This is a genomic window from Pseudomonas sp. NPDC090752 (genome assembly GCF_055584805.1).
In genome coordinates, this window is sequence record NZ_JBVJLI010000006.1 from 37,598 (window position 1) to 55,553 (window position 17,956).

Consider the following 17,956-nt stretch of genomic DNA (forward strand, 5'->3'; position numbering starts at 1 on the left):
CACACGGATCGCGCCGTTCAATGAATGCTGAGCAAGTCAGTTACCCCACAGAGGCCACGCAATCAGTTCCGGCGGTTAATTACTCACCATCAACTCCGGCCCCAGGTAGTGATTGACCAGGTCGATATCATCATCCCCCAGGCTGCCCACCGAGGACGCCAGGCGCAGCCGTGACATCAGGTAGCGCACCTTGGCCTCGAACAGATCATGCCGCGCCACGAACAGCAGTTCCTCGGCATTGAGCACATCCGAGTTGGTGCTGGTGCCGCCTTCCTTGAAGCCCTTGCGCGTCGACAGCAGCGAGCGCTCGTTGGAGGCCACGGCTTTTTCCAATGCCCGCACCCGCAGTGCGCCGCTCTGCACGCCACGGTACTCGCGGGTGGTGCCGGAAATCACTTCCTGGCGCGTGGCGTCGAGTTCGTCGAGGGCCTTGGAACTGTTGGCCGAGGCCTGACGTGTCAGGGCACTGACGCCGCCGCCGCTATAGAGCGGAATATTCAGCTCCAGGCCGATGGAACTGTAATGGTTGCGTTGGTTGAGTTCGGAGATCGACTGGCTCTCGCCGGCGGTATACCCCGCGACAAAGTCCAGCGTCGGGTAGTGGCCGGCGCGGGCGCGTTTCACTTCTTCTTCGGCCAGCGCGTAGCTGTGCCGGCGCGCATGGATCAATGGGCTGTCGGCCTGAGCCCTGACCAGCCAGTCCTGCAGGTTGCCTGGCAGCAGCGGCGGGGTATCGAAGGCCGGTTGCAGGGTTGTCAGTGAATCCGGCGTTTCACCAATGTATTCCGCAAGCTTGCGCCGGGTATTGACCAGATTGTCCTGCGCCTCGATCACTTCGGCTTCAGCCAGGTCGCGCCGGGCGGCCGACTCATCGATGTCGACGATGGTGCCGTCACCCAGCTCCATGCGCCGTCTGGCCGAGGCCAGTTGCTCTTCGAAGGCGGTCAGCTTGGACTTGGCCAAGGTGATGGTTTCGCTGGCCAGGAGCACGTCGAAATAGGCGTCGGCCAGGCGTACCGCGGCGTCCTGGCTCTTGGCATCGAACACCGCGATGCTGTAGTCGGCGCGCTGTTGGCCCTGGTGATACTCGGCCATTTTCTGTTTGTTGAATAACGGTTGGCGCAACCGCACGCTGGCCCCTTTGGAATCGTAATCGAGATCGCGGTCGAGACCGTTCTGGCGTTGGCTGCCATTGATCTTGTTGAAGTAGGCCGAGCCATTGATCTGCGGCAGCAGGCCCGCCTGGCCGATGGCGCGGTTTTCGGCACCGGCTTGCTGCTCGTGTACGGCGGCCTGGTAGATCGGGCCCTGGTACTGCAACAGGTCCCAGGCTTGCTTGAGGTCCATGGCGCTGGCCGGCGCGGCCAATCCCAACAGGCAGACGAACAGACAACGGCGGTTCATTTCATTGTTCCTTGAACGCGCTGTCGACGCGTTCGAGCATGGGTTTGAGCAGGTAGCTGAGCAAGTTGCGCTCCCCGGTCTTGATGGTCACCGTGGCAGGCATGCCGGGGCGGATGTGGTTGCTGCCAAGCAGGTTCATGCCTTCGGCGGTGACGTCTACTTGCGCGAGGTAGAACGGCTGTTTGCTTTCCTCGTCCATCAGCCGGTCGGCGGAGAGGGCCTTGACCCGCCCGGGGATATTGGGCGTCTGCGCGTGGTTGAAGGCCGGGAAGGCGATGTCCACGGCCAGCCCCGGGACCAGCTTGTCGATGGCTTGCACCGGGATCATCGCATCGACCTGCAGCGGCTCGTTCAGCGGCACGACTTCCATGATCTTCGCCCCGGGCTGGATGATGCCGCCAACGGTGGCGATGCTCAGCGCCTGGACCATGCCGTCGATCGGCGAGCGGATCACCGTGTGCGTCACTTCGTAGTCGAGTGCCCGCAAGCGGTCGGCGAGGGTCGTGTTTTCCTTGGCGGTGTCGGTCAACTGCGACTCGACTTCCTTCAGGTAGTCGTGCTGGCGTTGCAGGATGCGCAGCTTGATCTCCGTGGCCTGGCTGCGCACTCGGGCGATGTTGTTGAGGTTTTCGGCCTGGCCTGCGGACAGGTCGGCATTGCTGCGTTCCAGTTCCAGCAGGCGGTTGCGCGGCACGTAACCTTCGGCCGCCAGCGTGCGTGTGCCTTTGAGTTCCTGGTCGAGGAAACCGATCTGCGAGGCGCGGGCGCCATACACCTGTTGCAGACCCTTCAGTTGCACGTTCGAGGCGGTGAGGTTTTCTTCGAGGATGCTGATCTCGCCCGCCAAGCCCGCGCGGCGGGTGTCCAGCAGGCGCTGTTGCAATTCCATCGCGGCTATAAGGCGTGGGTCGTCGGCGTAACGCTTGAGCAACTCGGGGTCGTAGGCCACGGTGTCGCGGCCGTCACGCTCAGCTTCGAGGCGGTTTTGCACGGCCTTGCTGACGATGTACTGGGCGCTCAGCGCGCCTTGTTCGGCCACCGCATGCAGGGCGTCGAGGCGGACCACTGCCTGGCCCTTCTTCACCTCATCGCCTTCGCGCACGAGGATGGCTTCCACGGTGCCGCCGGTCAGGTGCTGCACTGCCTTGCGATTACTGGTGACCTTGACCGTGCCGGTGGCGACCACGCCTGCATCCAGCGGCGCCAGCCAGCCCCACAGCAGGAAACCGCCGAAACCCGCGAGCATCAGCCACAGGCCCAGCCGCGCCGGTTTGCCGGCATCCAGGTCGATCAGGCTAGTGGCTTGGGCGGGAATCATCTCGGGGTGTTGGCTCAGTTGCATGATCGGTTACTCCCGTACTTTCACGGAGGCCAACGGAGCCGCGGCGCCAGCCGGTATCACACTGGCCTTGCGCAATGCGGCGAACACTTCATCGCGACTGCCGAGCATCTGCACGCCGCCGTCGCGCAGCATTAGCACCTTTTCGACGGCACACAGGACGTTGGGGCGGTGGGAAATGAGGATGACCGTGGCGCCACGGGCCTTGAGTGCGGCCAGGCCATCGACCAGGGCCTTCTCACCGACGTCGTCGAGGTTGGCGTTGGGTTCATCGAGCACCACCAGGCTAGGCTCGCCATACAGTGCCCGGGCCAGGGCGATGCGTTGCTTCTGGCCACCGGAAAGCGGGCTGCCGTCGGTGCCCAGGCGGGTGTCGTAGCCTTGAGCCAGGCGCAGGATCATGTCGTGCACGCCACAGATCTGGGCTGCACGGATCACTGCGTCACTGTCCACCTCGCCAAAGCGGGCGATGTTATCGGCAATCGTGCCTTCGAACAGTTCCACGTCCTGTGGCAGGTAACCGAGCCAGGGGCCCAGTTCGGCCTTGTTCCAGCTGAAGATGTCGGCGCCGTCGAGACGCACCTTGCCGGCCTGGGTCGGCCATACGCCGACCAGCAGGCGGGCGAGGGTGGACTTGCCCGAGGCGGACGGGCCGATGATGCCGAGGCTTTCCCCGGGGGCCAGGTTGAAACTCACCCCGCGGAGGATAGTGTTGTTGGCGCCCGGTGCTCCGGCGAAGACGTTTTCAACGGCCAGCATCCCCAGCGGGCGTTGCAGCGACATGCTCGGAGGCCGGCGTGGATAGTCATCGAGCAATTCGTTGAGCCGCCCCCATGCCGAGCGGCAGCCGAGCAGCTGCTTCCACGAGGCGATGACCTGTTCCACCGGGCCCAGCGCTCGGCCGGTGAGGATTGAACAGGCGATCATCATGCCTGGGGTAATCTTGCCCTCAATGGCCAGCAGCGCGCCGGTGCCGAGGATCAATGACTGCAGGGTAATGCGCACGAAGCGCCCGGTGCTGCTTATGATCGCGGCTCGGTCGGACGCCAGGCCCTGCATCTGCAGAATGCGCAGGTGGCCCTGGTACCAACGCTTGCTGATCGACGGCAGCATGCCCATGGCCTCGATGACCTCGGCATTGCGCAGGTTGTTGTTGGCGTAGTTGGCGCTGGAGATGGCCGCCTGGTTGGCCTCCGCCAGCGGCTTCTGCGTGGCTTTTTCCGTCAGGTAGGCCAGGCCGACCAGGATCAGCGAACCGATCAGCGTGACCAGGCCCAGCAGCGGGTGAATCAGGTAGGACACCAGCAGGTAGATCGGTGTCCACGGCGCATCGAAGAAGGCGAACAGGCCGTTGCCGGTCAGAAACTGGCGCACCTGCGCCAGGTCTTGCAGGGCTTGTGCCGGGTTACCACCGGCGCGGCTCAGGTTGCGTTCGAATGCTGCACTGAAGACGCGCTGGTTGAGGCTCATGTCGAGGCAGTTGCCGACCCGCACCAGCACCCGGCTGCGCACCCATTCCAGGGTGGACATCAGCAGGAACAGGCCTACCACCAGCAACGTCAGCATGGTAAGCGTGGTCACGTTACGGCTGACCAGCGCCCGGTCGTAAACCTGCAGCATGTAGACCGATGGCGTCAACATCATGACGTTGATTACGCCACTGAAGGCGGCCAGGGCGAAAAAACTGCGGCGCAAGCGGAAAAAAGCGTCGGCCAGTTCGGGGCGGGTGCGCGGATGCTTGTTCATGGAGGCCTCCCTTTTCGAAAAACCGGTGGCCGTTGCGGCGAGCCGGACTTCATAAAACAGGCGTTCTAGAAGGGCTGCAGGCCGGTCTCTCTATTGGCGACTGGGCAAAATGCTTGCGCTGCTCCCACATGCACGAGCGTAGGTTGCATGGAAATATCTTGTAATATCATTTTGCTCTAATGAAGTTTTGAACTTTTCATAAGTCTCAGGAAAACAGCGAGTTGCAACGCATTATCATCGGGAGCCATTTTTTTCGACGCGGCATTGACAAGGTATGGACCTACGACTTTAGTCTTGGATATTCGCGGTCGCTGTGGGAGCGGGCTTGCCCCGCGAACACGGGCGAAGCCCGTGCCAACCAACGTGGTGCCTTCTTCGCAGGCAAGCCCGTTCCCACACGATCTGCGGCTAGACCGTTACATGCGTTGCCTCGGGAGCGACCCAATGGCCATTCACTCGACCTTTTGCTGCCACGGCCCACCTGCCTGTTAGGCCGCCGTTACATCTCTGCACGGCGATCGCCTGAACTCCGCTGAACCACTCACTGCGCACGTCATCCCAGACCAGGCGCGGGATGGACCCTGTCGCCCTGTGTCTTCTCCCGACACTTCGAGGGCAATAGAAAATGGCCAATTTCAGCAAGTCGGACCTGGAGTTCATTCTCAAGCAGATCTTCATCGCCGAAGCGCACGCCAAGGGCGCCAACCTCATCGACCTGCTGCCCAACGGCCAGGTGCCGTTCGGCCTGCGCACCGTCGATGGCAGCTACAACAACCTGGTGGCCGGCCAAAGCGAATTTGGCGCCGCCGACAACTCGTTCCTGCGCCTGCTCGATGCCCAGTACCGCTCGGCCGCATATGCCGCGACGGGCACGGTGGTCGATTCGCAGCCACGGGTCATCAGCAACCTGATCGTCGACCAGACCGGCCACAACCCGGCAGCGGTCGAGGCCAACGGCGGCGCCACTGCAGTGATGAGCCCTGGCCAGGATGGAGTGTTCGGTACGGCCGACGACACGCCGGTATTCTTCATCCCCAACGTCTCGGCGGATGCCGGCCTGACTGCCGGCTTCAACTCGTGGATGACTTTTTTCGGCCAGTTTTTCGACCATGGCCTGGACCTGGTCAGCAAGAGCAACAGCGACATCGTTTTCATCCCGCTGCAGGCAGACGACCCACTGTACGTGCCGGGCAGCCCGACCAACTTCATGGTGCTGTCGCGCGCAGTGCGCACCGCAGGCGCCGATGGCGTGGTCGGCACGGCCGACGATGGCCAGCCCAATACCACGTCACCTTTCGTTGATCAGAGCCAGACCTACAGCTCGCACCCCTCGCACCAGGTGTTCCTGCGCGAATACACCCTCAACGCCGCCGGTGACCCGGTGGCGACCGGGCGCCTGATCACCAACCGTGACCTGGGTGCCGATGGCAAGTTCGGTACTGCCGACGATGGCAACGGCGAGAAAGGCGGCATGGCCACCTGGGCGGTGGTCAAGGCCCAGGCGCGTGACATCCTGGGCATCAACCTGACCGACGCCGACGTGCACAATGTGCCGCTGCTGGCCACCGATGCCTATGGCAATTTCATTCGCGGGCCAGGCGGCATGCCGCAGGTGGTGATGCGTGTCAGCAACGGTGCCGACGGCGTCGCAGGCACCGCCGATGACGTCACGCAATTGGTAGAGGGCAATCGCGCAGCGCCGATCAGCCTGGCCACTGCGGTCAGCACCGGGCATGGCTTCCTTGACGACATCGCGCACAATGCCGCACCGGTCGTGGTCGGCGGGGTGCTGCAGGCCGATGCCGACAGCGATGTCGGCAATGCCCAAGCGGTTGGCAGCGGGGGCAACAACCTGACCTACGACAACGAACTGCTCGATGCCCACTACATCGCGGGCGACGGCCGTGCCAACGAGAACATCGGCCTCACCGCCGTGCACCATGTATTCCACTCAGAGCACAACCGCCTGGTGCAGCAATCGAAGGACACCATCCTCGCCGCAGGCGACCTGGCCTTCCTCAATGAGTGGCTGCTCGACGACGTGGCTGCGATGCCCACCACACCTGCGCAAATCGCCGCGCTGGTGTGGAACGGAGAACGGCTGTTCCAGGCGGCCAAGTTCGGCACCGAGATGCAATACCAGCACTTGGTGTTCGAAGAGTTCGCGCGCACCGTTCAGCCGCAGATCGACGAGTTCCTGGCGCCCAACGGCTACGACACCTCGATCAACCCGGCGATCCTCGCCGAGTTCGCCCACGTGGTGTACCGCTTCGGCCACTCGATGTTGACCGAGACCGTCGACCGTTTCGACCCGCAGTTCAACCCGATCCTCACCGACCCGAACAACCCCGACCAGCAAATGGGCCTGATCGCGGCGTTCCTCAACCCACTGGCATTCGCCGGTAGCGGCGCCACCGCAGACGAAGCTGCAGGTGCGATCATCCGTGGCGTAACTCGTCAGCTGGGCAACGAGATCGACGAGTTCGTCACCGAGGCGCTGCGCAACAACCTGCTGGGCTTGCCGCTCGACCTGCCGGCGCTGAACCTGGCGCGTGGCCGCGACACCGGCATCCCCACGCTGAACGAGGCACGCCGGGAGTTCTACCACATGACCGGCGACAGCCAGCTGAAGGCCTACATCAGTTGGATCGACTTTGCCGACCACCTGAAACACCCCGCGTCGCTGGTGAACTTCATCGCCGCCTACGGCACCCACAGTTCCATCACCGGTGCCACCACCCTGGCGGACAAACGCGCTGCGGCCATGGCGCTGGTGTTCGGCGGGGCCGGGTCCCCGGCCGACCGCATGGACTTCCTCAGTGGGTCGGGAGGTTGGGCCAACGTCAGCCTGGCCGGCAAGGACGGGGTGATCGGCACTGCCGATGACGTGTCCGGGGTCACCATCAGCGGCGTCGACGCCATCGATTTCTGGGTCGGCGGCCTCGCCGAACAGAAGATGCCGTTTGGCGGCATGCTCGGCTCCAGTTTCAACTTTGTCTTCGAGACCCAGCTCGAAGCCCTGCAGAACGGCGACCGCTTCTATTACCTGTCGCGCACCGCCGGCCTCAACTTCGGCACCGAGCTTGAGAACAATTCGTTCGCCAAGCTGATCATGCTCAACACCGACGTTACCCACCTGTCCAACACCGTGTTCCTGACCCCGACCTACACCCTTGAAGTCAACCAGGCCAACCAGTTCACCGGCCTGGGCAGCGACGGCAAGGCCGACCCGACTGGCGGGCTGATGATCAATGGTGTGGAAATCGTCAAGCTGGTGGTCCGCGACAACCCCGACACCGTTGGCCCCGACAGCAACTACCTGCACTACAGGGGTGAAGACCATGTGGTGCTGGGTGGCACGGCCGGCGACGATGTCATCATTTCCGGTGAAGGCGACGACACCCTGTATGGCGACGGCGGCAACGACCGCCTGGAAGGTGGTGCCGGTAACGACGCGGTACTTGGCGGCGCGGGAGACGACATCATCACCGATTCGTTCGGCGACAACCGCCTGGAAGGCAACGCCGGCAACGATGTGATCGTCGCAGGCAGCATGCTTGCGGCCGGCAACCTGATCCTCGGTGGCGATGGCCAGGACTTCATCATCACCACCGAAGACATCAGCACCACCTTCGGTGGCCAGGGTGACGACTTCATCCTCGGCGCCAAGACCAACCTGCCACCCACCGGGAACGAAGGTGACGACTGGATCGAGAAAGGCACCCAGGATGGCGCCCCCGGCGACAACTTTGCGCCGCTGCTGACCGACGATGTGGTCGGCAACGACATCTTCGTTGGCGGCGGTGGTTTCGACGAAATGCTCGGTGAGGGTGGTGACGACGTCTTCGTCGGTAGCGATGCCCAGGACAAGATGGAGGGCATGTCCGGCTTCGACTGGGTGACCTACAAGAATGATCGGGCGGGCGTGACCGTCGACCTGAGCCTGGCAGCGCTGGCCCAGCCGCATGGCAATGCGCCGAACCAGAATGCCGGCGTGTTCAACCCGGTCGGCGCTTCGTCGGCCTCGATCCTCGACCGTTTTGCCGAGGTTGAGGGGGTGTCCGGTTCGACATTCGCCGATGTGCTCAAAGGCGATGACGTCGATGCCGTGACCATCCTCAACCATGGCGGGGCCACGGGCAGTGCGTTGACCAACGTGGCCTTGATCCGCGGCCTGCAGCAGTTCCTGGCGGAAGCCGGGCTGCCGACCACCGGCTTTGCCACCGGCAACATGTTGCTCGGTGGCAATGGCAGCGACCTGATCGAGGGGCGCGGCGGCGATGACCTGATCGATGGCGACAAGTGGCTCAACGTACGCATCGCCGTATACGCTCCCGGCGATGTCAACCATACCGGCCCCGAGATCGCCAGTTTCGACAGCATGGTCGACATGATCCCGTTCATGCTCGACCGCACCTATAACCCCGGCCAGCTCAAGGCCGTGCGGGAAATCCTGCCGGGTACCTCGACCGGGGGCGCGGCGTTCGATACCGCCATCTTCTCCGGCGTGCAATCCGAGTATGTGGTGACCGTGAACAACCGCGGCACGGTCAGCACGGCTGATGACGTGTGGACCGTGGCCGACACCGTGGCCGGTCGTGACGGCACCGACACGCTGCTGCACATCGAGCGCCTGCAGTTCGCCGACGGCCAGCGGCTGCTGGTGCCGGGCGGCAACGCCCAGCCGACCGGTACCCCGACGCTCACCGACGGCAATGGCGGCGCGATCACCGTGGGCGACATGCTCACGGTCAGCGTGGCCGGGGTGCGCGATGCCGACAACATCGGCACAGGCAATCCGCTGGGGACGCTCAACAACAGTTCGGTGTCCTACTACTGGCAGTTCGAAGCCGACCCTGGCAGCGGTGTATTCGAAGACATCGTCTTGTTGCCCGCTGGCGACCTGGCATTCCAGAGCGCCGATGGCACGGCGTTCAAGGTTTCGCCTGATCTCGCCGGCCTGTCGCTGCGGGTCAAGGCGATCTACCAGGATGCCCATGGAACCACCGAAATACTGTTCTCCCAGCCAACTGCCGTGGTGGAACCCGGCGCGCCGGTGGTGCCGACGCCGGCTACGCCGGTGGTGGATGCCTTGGCAGGTGGCGATGGGCTGCACATGGTGCGTTCGGACCTGAACTTCATCCTCGCGCAGATCAAGATTGCCGAGGCGGACGCGGCGGGGCAGGACATCCTCTCGCTGGTACCGAACATCCGCGCACCGCTGGGCTTGCGCGCGGTCGATGGCTCGAACAATAACCTGATGAACCTCAACGGCCACAACAACACCCAGTACGGCGCTGCGGACAACGTCTTCCCGCGCCTGACCGACCCGGTGTTCAAACCGGCAGAAGGCGCCCCGGCCGGCTTCTTCGGCCCCGGTTCACCGGCCATCCCTGGTTCTTCTTACCAGCAGACCAGCGGCTACGTGTTCGACTCGCAGCCACGCACCATCAGCAACCTGATCGTCGACCAGACCTCCAACAACCCAGCTGCTTACGCCACGGCGTATGACACCGGAGCTAACGGCAAGCTCGATTACGGCGCGCAGGGCAACGACGACGTGCTCAAGGACGGCGTGCGTATCGTTGCCAGCCCAGGCATGGACGGCAAGTTCGGCACGGCCGATGACCACGACGTCTACCTGTTCGAGAACACCTCCGCCGATGCGGGCCTGTCCGCGCCGTTCAACGCCTGGATGACCTTCTTCGGGCAGTTCTTCGATCACGGCCTGGACTTGGTCACCAAGGGTGGCTCTGGGACCGTCTTCATCCCGCTGCAACCGGATGACCCGCTGTATGTGCCCGGCGGTCACAGCAACTTCATGGTACTGACCCGCGCGACCAACCTGCCGGGCGCCGATGGTGTTCTGGGCACGGCCGACGACATCCATGAGCACACCAACACAACCACGCCGTTCGTTGATCAGAACCAGACCTACAGCTCGCACCCGTCGCACCAGGTGTTCCTGCGCGGTTATCAGCTGACGACCGATGGCCCTGTGGCCACCGGCCGGTTGATCACCAATCGTGATCTGGGCGCCGATGGCAAGTACGGCACCGGGGACGACAGAGAAATCGGTGGCATGGCGACCTGGAAAGTGGTCAAGGCGCAGGCCAATGACGTGCTCGGCATCCACCTGACCGACGCCGATGTCGACAACGTGCCGCTGCTGGCGACCGATGCCTACGGCAACTTCATCAAAGGCCCGCACGGCTACCCGCTGGTGGTGATGAAGGGTGCCGATGGCCTGGGCGGTACGGCGGATGACACGCTGGTCGAAGGCAACCCGCTGGCCCCGATCGACCTGACCAACGCCGTGCGCACCGGCCATCAGTTCCTCGCCGACATCGCCCACAATGCCGTGCCCGTGTTCAGCGCTGGCGTGCTCGCGCCAGACGCCGACAGCGTGGCTGGCAACGCCGTGCCAATGAACCCGCAGACCGGTAACAACCTGGCCTACGACAACGAACTGCTGGATGCGCACTACATCGCCGGTGACGGTCGGGTCAACGAGAACATCGGCCTGACCGCGGTGCATGCGATTTTCCACTCGGAGCACAACCGACTGGTGGCGCAGACCAAGGACACCGTGCTCGATTCGCACGATGTGGCCTTCCTCAACGAATGGCTGCTCAAACCGGTGACCGCGCTGCCTGCCAGCCAGGCCGAGATCGACGCGCTGGTGTGGAACGGCGAGCGGCTGTTCCAGGCAGCCAAGTTCGGCACCGAGATGCAGTACCAGCACCTGGTATTCGAGGAGTTCGCGCGCACCATCCAGCCCCGTGTCGACCTGTTCTTCGCGCCGACCCAGGTGTATGACGTCGACCTCGATGCATCGATCGTCGCCGAATTCGCACACACGGTGTACCGCTTTGGCCACTCGATGCTGACCGAGACCGTCGACCGCTTCGACATCGACTTCAACGTCATCGGTGACCCGAGCAGTGCCAACCCTGACCAGCAGCTGGGTCTGATTGCGGCGTTCCTCAACCCGCTGGCGTACGCCGCCAGCGGTGTGACGCCCGAGGATGCGACCAGTGCCATCGTGCGCGGGGTGACTCGGCAAGCCGGAAACGAAATCGACGAGTTCGTCACCGAGGCGCTGCGCAACAACCTGCTCGGCCTGCCGCTGGACCTGCCGGCGATAAACATCGCCCGTGGCCGCGATGTCGGCATCCTATCACTGAACGCGGTGCGTCGGGACATCTATGGGCAAACCGGCGATACCCAGCTCAAGCCGTACACCAGCTGGGTCGACCTGGTGCAGCACCTGAAACACCCGGAGTCGCTGATCAACTTCATCGCCGCCTACGGCACCCATGCCTCGATCACTTCGGCAACCACGCTGGTCGCCAAGCGCGATGCGGCGATGGCGTTGATCTTCGGCGGCGCAGGTGCTCCAGCCGATCGCCTGGACTTCCTCAACGGCACCGGCGGCTGGGCCAATGTCACCCTTGCGGGTAAAGATGGCGTGATGGGCACTGTCGACGACTTGAAAGGTGTGACGGTGACCGGCGTCGATGCCATCGACCTGTGGATGGGCGGCCTGGCCGAAGCCAAGACACCGTTTGGCGGCATGCTCGGCAGCACCTTCAACTTCGTGTTCGAAAACCAGTTGGAGAAACTCCAGGACGGCGACCGCTTCTATTACCTGGAGCGCACCGCCGGGCTTTCGATGAATGCCGAACTGGAAAGCAACTCGTTCGCCAAGCTGATCATGGCCAACACCTCGGCGACCCACCTGCCGGGCCTGGTGTTCTCGGACCCGGGGTTCTACCTGGAAGTGGCCCAAAGCAAGCAGTACAACGACGGCCTGGGCAGCGCCGACCCGGACGGCGTTCTGCGCAACAACCCGCTTACCGCAGGCACAGACAGCAACTACATCCGTTACGCCGGGGATGAGCACATCGTGCTGGGCGGCAGCAACAACGCCGACATTCTCGTTGCCGGGGCTGGCGATGACACGGTGTGGGGCGATGCCGGCAACGACCGCATCGAAGGCGGGGACGGCAATGACCAGCTGCGCGGTGGCGCTGGCGACGACATCATCACCGACGCCGGGGGCGACGACAACATCCAGGGTGGCGACGGCAACGATGTGCTGCACGGTGGCAACGGCGTCAACCTGATCATTGGCGGGTTTGGCAACGACTTCATCATCACCGGCGAGGATGCCTCCGAAGCCATTGGCGGGCAGGGCAACGACTTCATCCTCGGCAGCAAGGCCAACGAGCAGGACATGGGCAACGAAGGCGACGACTGGATCGAGAAGGGCACCTCGGACGGTGCACCTGGCGACAACTTCGACCCGCTCGGCAACGACCCGGTGATCGGTAACGACGTGTTCATCGGCGGCAACGAGAACGACAAGTTCAACGGTGAGGGCGGCGACGACATCATGGTCGGCAGCCTTGGCTTCGGTGACCGCTATATCGGCGGCTCGGGCTACGACTGGGCGACGTTCAAGGGCCTCGCCCAGGGCGTGAGCATCGACATGAGCGACCGCTTCTTCGATGTGCCGACCGTGCCAGGCTCCGGTGCCTCGGCGCTGGTGCGCTTCGACATCATGGAAGGCCTGTCGGGGTCGGCGCACGGTGACTTCCTGCGCGGCGACAATGAGGATGCCACCTCACTGCCCACCGCCGGGGCCACCGGCAGCGTGCTGACCAACATCAGCCTGATCAACGGCCTGGCCGACCTGCTGGCTGCCGGCGCGACGTTCTACGACGGTGGCAACATCATCCTTGGCGGCAGCGGCAGCGACCTGCTGGAAGGCCGGGGCGGCGATGACATCCTTGACGGTGACAAATGGCTGAACGTGCGCATCAGCGTGCGCGCCAACCTCGATGGCAGCGGCCCGGAGATCGCCAGCTTCGACAGCATGGAACCGATGGTGCCGTACATGCTCAACGGCACCTACAACCCAGGCCAGCTGGTGATCGTGCGGGAGGTCCTGAACGGCAGCAACAACTACGACACCGCCTTGTTCTCAGGCGTCGCGACGGACTACAGCGTGGTGGTCGAGGGCAACAGCGTGATCGTTACCGACTTGGTGGCCGGGCGCGATGGCGTCGATCACCTGACCGGTATCGAGCGGTTGCAGTTCTCTGATCGCGCACTGGCTTCGGGCGTGGGTACGGCGGTCAACAACGGCCCCTCGGGCCATCTGGTGATTCTCGATGATGCCAGCGGGCTACGTGACGACACGCCGGTTACCGGCCAGCTGCTGCGGGTCACCGACCGAGGGGTGCATGACGCCGACAACGTGGGCGGGGCCAACCCGACCGGCGCAGTCACCGGCGGCGTTGCCTACTACTGGCAGGTGGAAGCCCTGCCGGGCTCCGGGGTGTACGAAGATATCACCCTGGTCGCCGCAGGCGAGGCATCGCGGGCAACGGGTGCCACCTTCCGGGTTACCGACGATGTGGCGGGGCTGAACATCCGCGTGCGGGCGGTGTACCAGGACGCCAAGGGCACGCTGGAAATCGTCGATTCGTCGCCGAACAGCACCGCCAGCGCGGGGCCGACCGTTACTGGGCTGCTGCTGCAGAACCAGACCTTGACCGCCAACCCGGCGAGCATCATCGACGTCGATGGCTTGAGCAACCCGCAGTTCACCTTCCAGTGGCAGGCGAACCGGGGTGTGGGTTGGGTCAATATCGCCGGCGCCATCGGCAGTACCTTTGTCCTGACCCAGGCTCAGGTGGGGCAGAACATGCGCGTGGTGGTCAGCTACGTGGACGACTTCGGGGTCTCCGAAAGCGTGGCATCGGACATCCTCGACCCGGTGGCCAACGTAAATGACGCACCGACCGGCGTGCCGCTGATCAACGACACCACCCCGGACCAGGGCCAGCTGCTGATGGCCTCGACCGCCGGCATCGCTGACCTCGACGGCCTGGGGGCGTTCAGCTTCCAGTGGCAGCAAGGCACGGGCGGCAACTTCAGCAACATCGCCGGTGCTACTGCGGCAAGCTTCACCCCAGGTGCTGCCCAAGGCAACCAGCAATTGCGGGTGATCGTGCGCTATACCGATGGTTTCGGCACGCTGGAGTCGCTGACGTCGGCGGCGACTGCGGCCGTGGTCGTGCCACCGGGAGTGGTGCTGACGGGCAACAACCAGGCCAATACCCTCACCGGTACGGTCGGCAACGACACCTTGTCGGGGCTTGGGGGCAACGACACGCTCAACGGCCTGGCAGGCAACGACATCCTCAACGGCGGTGATGGCAACGATATCCTCGACGGCGGGACCGGCGCCGATGCCATGAATGGCGGTGCCGGCAACGACACCTTCGTGGTCGACAACCTGGGCGACAGTGTCATCGAGGCAGCCAACGGCGGCACCGACCTGATACAGACCAGCCTGGCCAGCTACACCCTCGGTGACAACGTCGAGAACCTGACCTACACCGGTAGCAGCAGCTTCACCGGGACCGGTAACGCGCTCGCCAACACCCTGACTGGCGGCGCCAGCAACGATGTACTCAACGGTGACGCGGGTGCCGACCGCATGGTGGGGGGTGTCGGCAACGATACCTATATCGTCGATAACGCTGGCGATGTGGTAGTCGAAGCCACTGGAGGAGGCACGGACACCGTACAGACCTCGCTGGCGACCTACACCTTGGCGGGTAACGTCGAGATCCTCACCTTCACCGGGGTTGGCGACCTCACCGCGACGGGTAACGGCCTGGACAACATCATCACCGCGGGCAATGGAAACGACACGCTCAATGGTGACGGTGGCAACGACATCCTCAACGGCAACGCTGGCAACGACACCCTCAATGGCGACGCCGGTAATGACCAGCTGTTCGGTGGCCTGGGGGTCGACAGCCTGAACGGTGGTGGTGGCGACGACACCCTCGATGGCGGCGACGGCGGCGATGCCCTCAACGGTGGCAATGGCAACGACACGCTGCTGGGCGGGCAGGGCAACGATAACCTGAACGGCGATGTCGGTAACGACCTGCTGCTGGGTGGCGACGGCAACGACACGCTGTTCGGTGGGGCCGGCACCGATACCTTGCAGGGCGGCAATGGCAATGACTTCCTCAATGGCGCCGAAGGTAACGACACGGTCAGCGGCGGAGCCGGCAACGACACCCTGGTTGCCACCGACGGCAACGATGTCTTCCAGTTCGCCGCAGGCTTTGGCGCTGACCAGATCATCAACTTCGATGCCAACCCGGCGGGCGGGCAGGACCGGCTGGATATCACCGCGCTCAACATCACGGCAGCAAACTTTGCTGCCAGCGTGACCATCGCCGATGTAGGCGCGGACACCTTGGTCAGCATCGGTGGGGCCGACTCGATTCGCCTGGTCGGGGTGGCTGATGCGACAACGGTGACGGCGGCGGACTTCATTCTCGGGTAGAAATGAGGGCAGGGATGCCTAACCCCCCGATTGTTGAGGCGAACAGCGGCACCTGTGGGAGCTGCTTCAGCCGCGGGCACCGGCGAAGCCGGTGCCATCCACCGCGTCGTTTGCTTCGCGGCTAAAGCCGCTCCCACAGGGTATGCGGCGCGCTATCAGGCTGCGGACATCGAGGTCGTTCATTGGACGTAGCACGCCGGTCCTGGAACAGGCGTCGTTGATTCGCGCACCGGATAATCACAAGGCCTCCCCGCTTGTAAATACAACAACAAAAGCCTGCAGCAAAACTGAAAAGGGCCCCTCGATGGCAACGCAAGAAAACGTTGAAACACTGGCGCTCGGCGTCACCGACCCGTCCAAGACGGCCGAGGCCAGGCAGGACCGCCACCTCGAAGGCAAGCTTGACTGGGCAGTGTTCGGCGTCACCAGCCTGCTGGCGATCGCCTTCATTCTCTGGGGTATCGTCAACCAGGCGAGCCTCGCCGCCAGCGCCTCCACAGCGCAGTCCTGGGTGATCGTCAACTTCGGCTGGTTCTTCGTGCTGACCTCGACCGTGTTCGTGATCTTCGTGCTGTGGCTGGCGGCCAGCCGCTACGGCAGGATTCCGCTGGGGCGTGACGGCGAAGCGCCAGAATTTCGCACGGTGTCCTGGGTCGCCATGATGTTCAGCGCGGGCATGGGAATCGGCCTGATGTTCTTCGGCGTCGCCGAGCCGCTGTCGCATTTCGTCAGCCCGCCACCGGGAAGTGCCGCCGCGCAATCCGACGAAGCCCTGCAGGTGGCGATGGCGACCACCTTGTTTCATTGGTCGATGCACCCCTGGGCGATGTACGCCATCGTGGGTCTGGCGATTGCCTACGGCACTTTTCGCCGCGGCCGTTCACAGCTGATTTCCACCGCCTTCCGGCCGTTGATCGGCAAGCATGCCAACGGCCCTGTCGGCCGGGTGATCGACATGATGGCGATCTTTGCCACACTGTTCGGTTCGGCGGCGTCGCTGGGGCTCGGTGCGCTGCAGATTGCCGGTGGCCTGGAATACAACGGCTGGATCGAACACCCGGGCAAGCTGTTCTACATCACCCTGATCACCTTGCTGACCATCGCCTTCGTCGCGTCGGCCGTGTCCGGCATTGGCAAGGGCATCCAGTGGCTGTCCAATACCAACATGGTGCTGGCACTGGCGCTGGCGTTATTCGTCTTTCTGGTTGGCCCCACGCTGTTGATGCTCAACCTGCTGCCTACCTCGATCGGCGTCTATATAAAGCTGCTGCCTGAAATGATGGCGCGAACCAGTGCCAGTGGCGGCGATGCCATGGACAGCTGGCTGGCCAGCTGGACAGTGTTCTACTGGGCCTGGTGGATTTCCTGGACGCCCTTTGTCGGAATGTTCATCGCTCGCATCAGCCGCGGGCGCAGCATTCGCCAGTTCGTCAGTGGCGTGCTGCTGGTGCCGAGCCTGGTCAGCCTGGTGTGGTTCAGCATCTTTGGCGGTGCCGGCATCGACGCACTGCGCGAGGGCAGTTTTGTACTGATCGACGGGGCGGTGAACAGCAATCACGCCCTGTATCAACTGCTCGACAGCTACCCGCTGGCCTCGGCGACTTCCGTGCTGGTGATGGTCCTGGTGGCGATCTTCTTCGTCTCTGGGGCGGATGCAGCCTCGCTGGTGATGGGTACCCTGTCCCAACACGGCACGACAGCACCCTCGCGGGCCACGGTGATTTTCTGGGGTGCACTGACCGGTACGGTCGCCGCCATCATGCTGGCCATCGGCGACCCGGCTAACCCTGGCGAGGCGCTGACGGGCCTGCAGAACCTGACCATCGTCGTGGCGCTGCCTTTTGTGGTGGTGATGGTACTGCTGTGCCTGGCGTTGTACCGCGACCTGCGCAAAGACCCGATGATGCTGCGCCACCTGCGCGGCAGCGAGCTGATCGAAAAGGCCGTGTTGTATGGCGCGGTCAAGCACGGCGAAGAGTTTTACATCGTGGTGCAGGAAAAAAAGACCTCGCACAAGCCGTCTCAGACGGAGGCCGAAATCTCGCAGTCCTGACCCACGCATGCAGCGCCTCTGGCTGAAAATAAAT

5 protein-coding genes are annotated in these 17,956 nt (G+C 63.7%); 2 read left to right on the forward strand and 3 right to left on the reverse strand.

The window, feature by feature from the left end; translation table 11 throughout:
• Nucleotides 1-75: 75 nt before the first annotated feature.
• From ACZ6YA_RS10230 to ACZ6YA_RS10240, 3 genes are read right to left on the reverse strand one after another with little or no spacing between them, the layout of a single operon-like run.
• Nucleotides 76-1,404, reverse strand: a complete 1,329-nt coding sequence (locus ACZ6YA_RS10230; RefSeq protein WP_465896973.1) for a TolC family outer membrane protein — start codon at nt 1,402-1,404, stop codon at nt 76-78.
• Nucleotide 1,405: 1 nt separating this feature from the next.
• Nucleotides 1,406-2,746: an HlyD family type I secretion periplasmic adaptor subunit gene (locus ACZ6YA_RS10235; protein ID WP_465896974.1), complete on the reverse strand. Its 1,341-nt coding sequence runs from the start codon at nt 2,744-2,746 to the stop codon at nt 1,406-1,408.
• 6 nt (nt 2,747-2,752) lie between these two features.
• Nucleotides 2,753-4,489: a type I secretion system permease/ATPase gene (locus ACZ6YA_RS10240; protein ID WP_465896975.1), complete on the reverse strand. Its 1,737-nt coding sequence runs from the start codon at nt 4,487-4,489 to the stop codon at nt 2,753-2,755.
• Between the two features lie 625 nt (nt 4,490-5,114).
• Here ACZ6YA_RS10240 and ACZ6YA_RS10245 point away from each other — a divergent pair.
• Both ACZ6YA_RS10245 and ACZ6YA_RS10250 read left to right on the forward strand, forming a co-directional pair.
• Complete coding sequence (locus ACZ6YA_RS10245; RefSeq protein WP_465896976.1) at nt 5,115-15,869, forward strand: peroxidase family protein; 10,755 nt, start codon at nt 5,115-5,117, stop codon at nt 15,867-15,869.
• Between the two features lie 304 nt (nt 15,870-16,173).
• Complete coding sequence (locus tag ACZ6YA_RS10250) at nt 16,174-17,922, forward strand: BCCT family transporter (protein WP_465896977.1); 1,749 nt, start codon at nt 16,174-16,176, stop codon at nt 17,920-17,922.
• The last annotated feature ends 34 nt before the right edge of the window (nt 17,923-17,956 follow it).

Bases quoted from the DNA above. Each gene is read 5' to 3' on its own strand.
- ACZ6YA_RS10250 (WP_465896977.1), top strand. From the start codon at position 16,174: ATGGCAACGCAAGAAAACGTTGAAACACTGGCGCTCGGCGTCACCGAC.
- ACZ6YA_RS10230 (WP_465896973.1), bottom strand. From the start codon at position 1,404: ATGAACCGCCGTTGTCTGTTCGTCTGCCTGTTGGGATTGGCCGCGCCG.
- ACZ6YA_RS10235 (WP_465896974.1), bottom strand. From the start codon at position 2,746: ATGCAACTGAGCCAACACCCCGAGATGATTCCCGCCCAAGCCACTAGC.
- ACZ6YA_RS10245 (WP_465896976.1), top strand. From the start codon at position 5,115: ATGGCCAATTTCAGCAAGTCGGACCTGGAGTTCATTCTCAAGCAGATC.
- ACZ6YA_RS10240 (WP_465896975.1), bottom strand. From the start codon at position 4,489: ATGAACAAGCATCCGCGCACCCGCCCCGAACTGGCCGACGCTTTTTTC.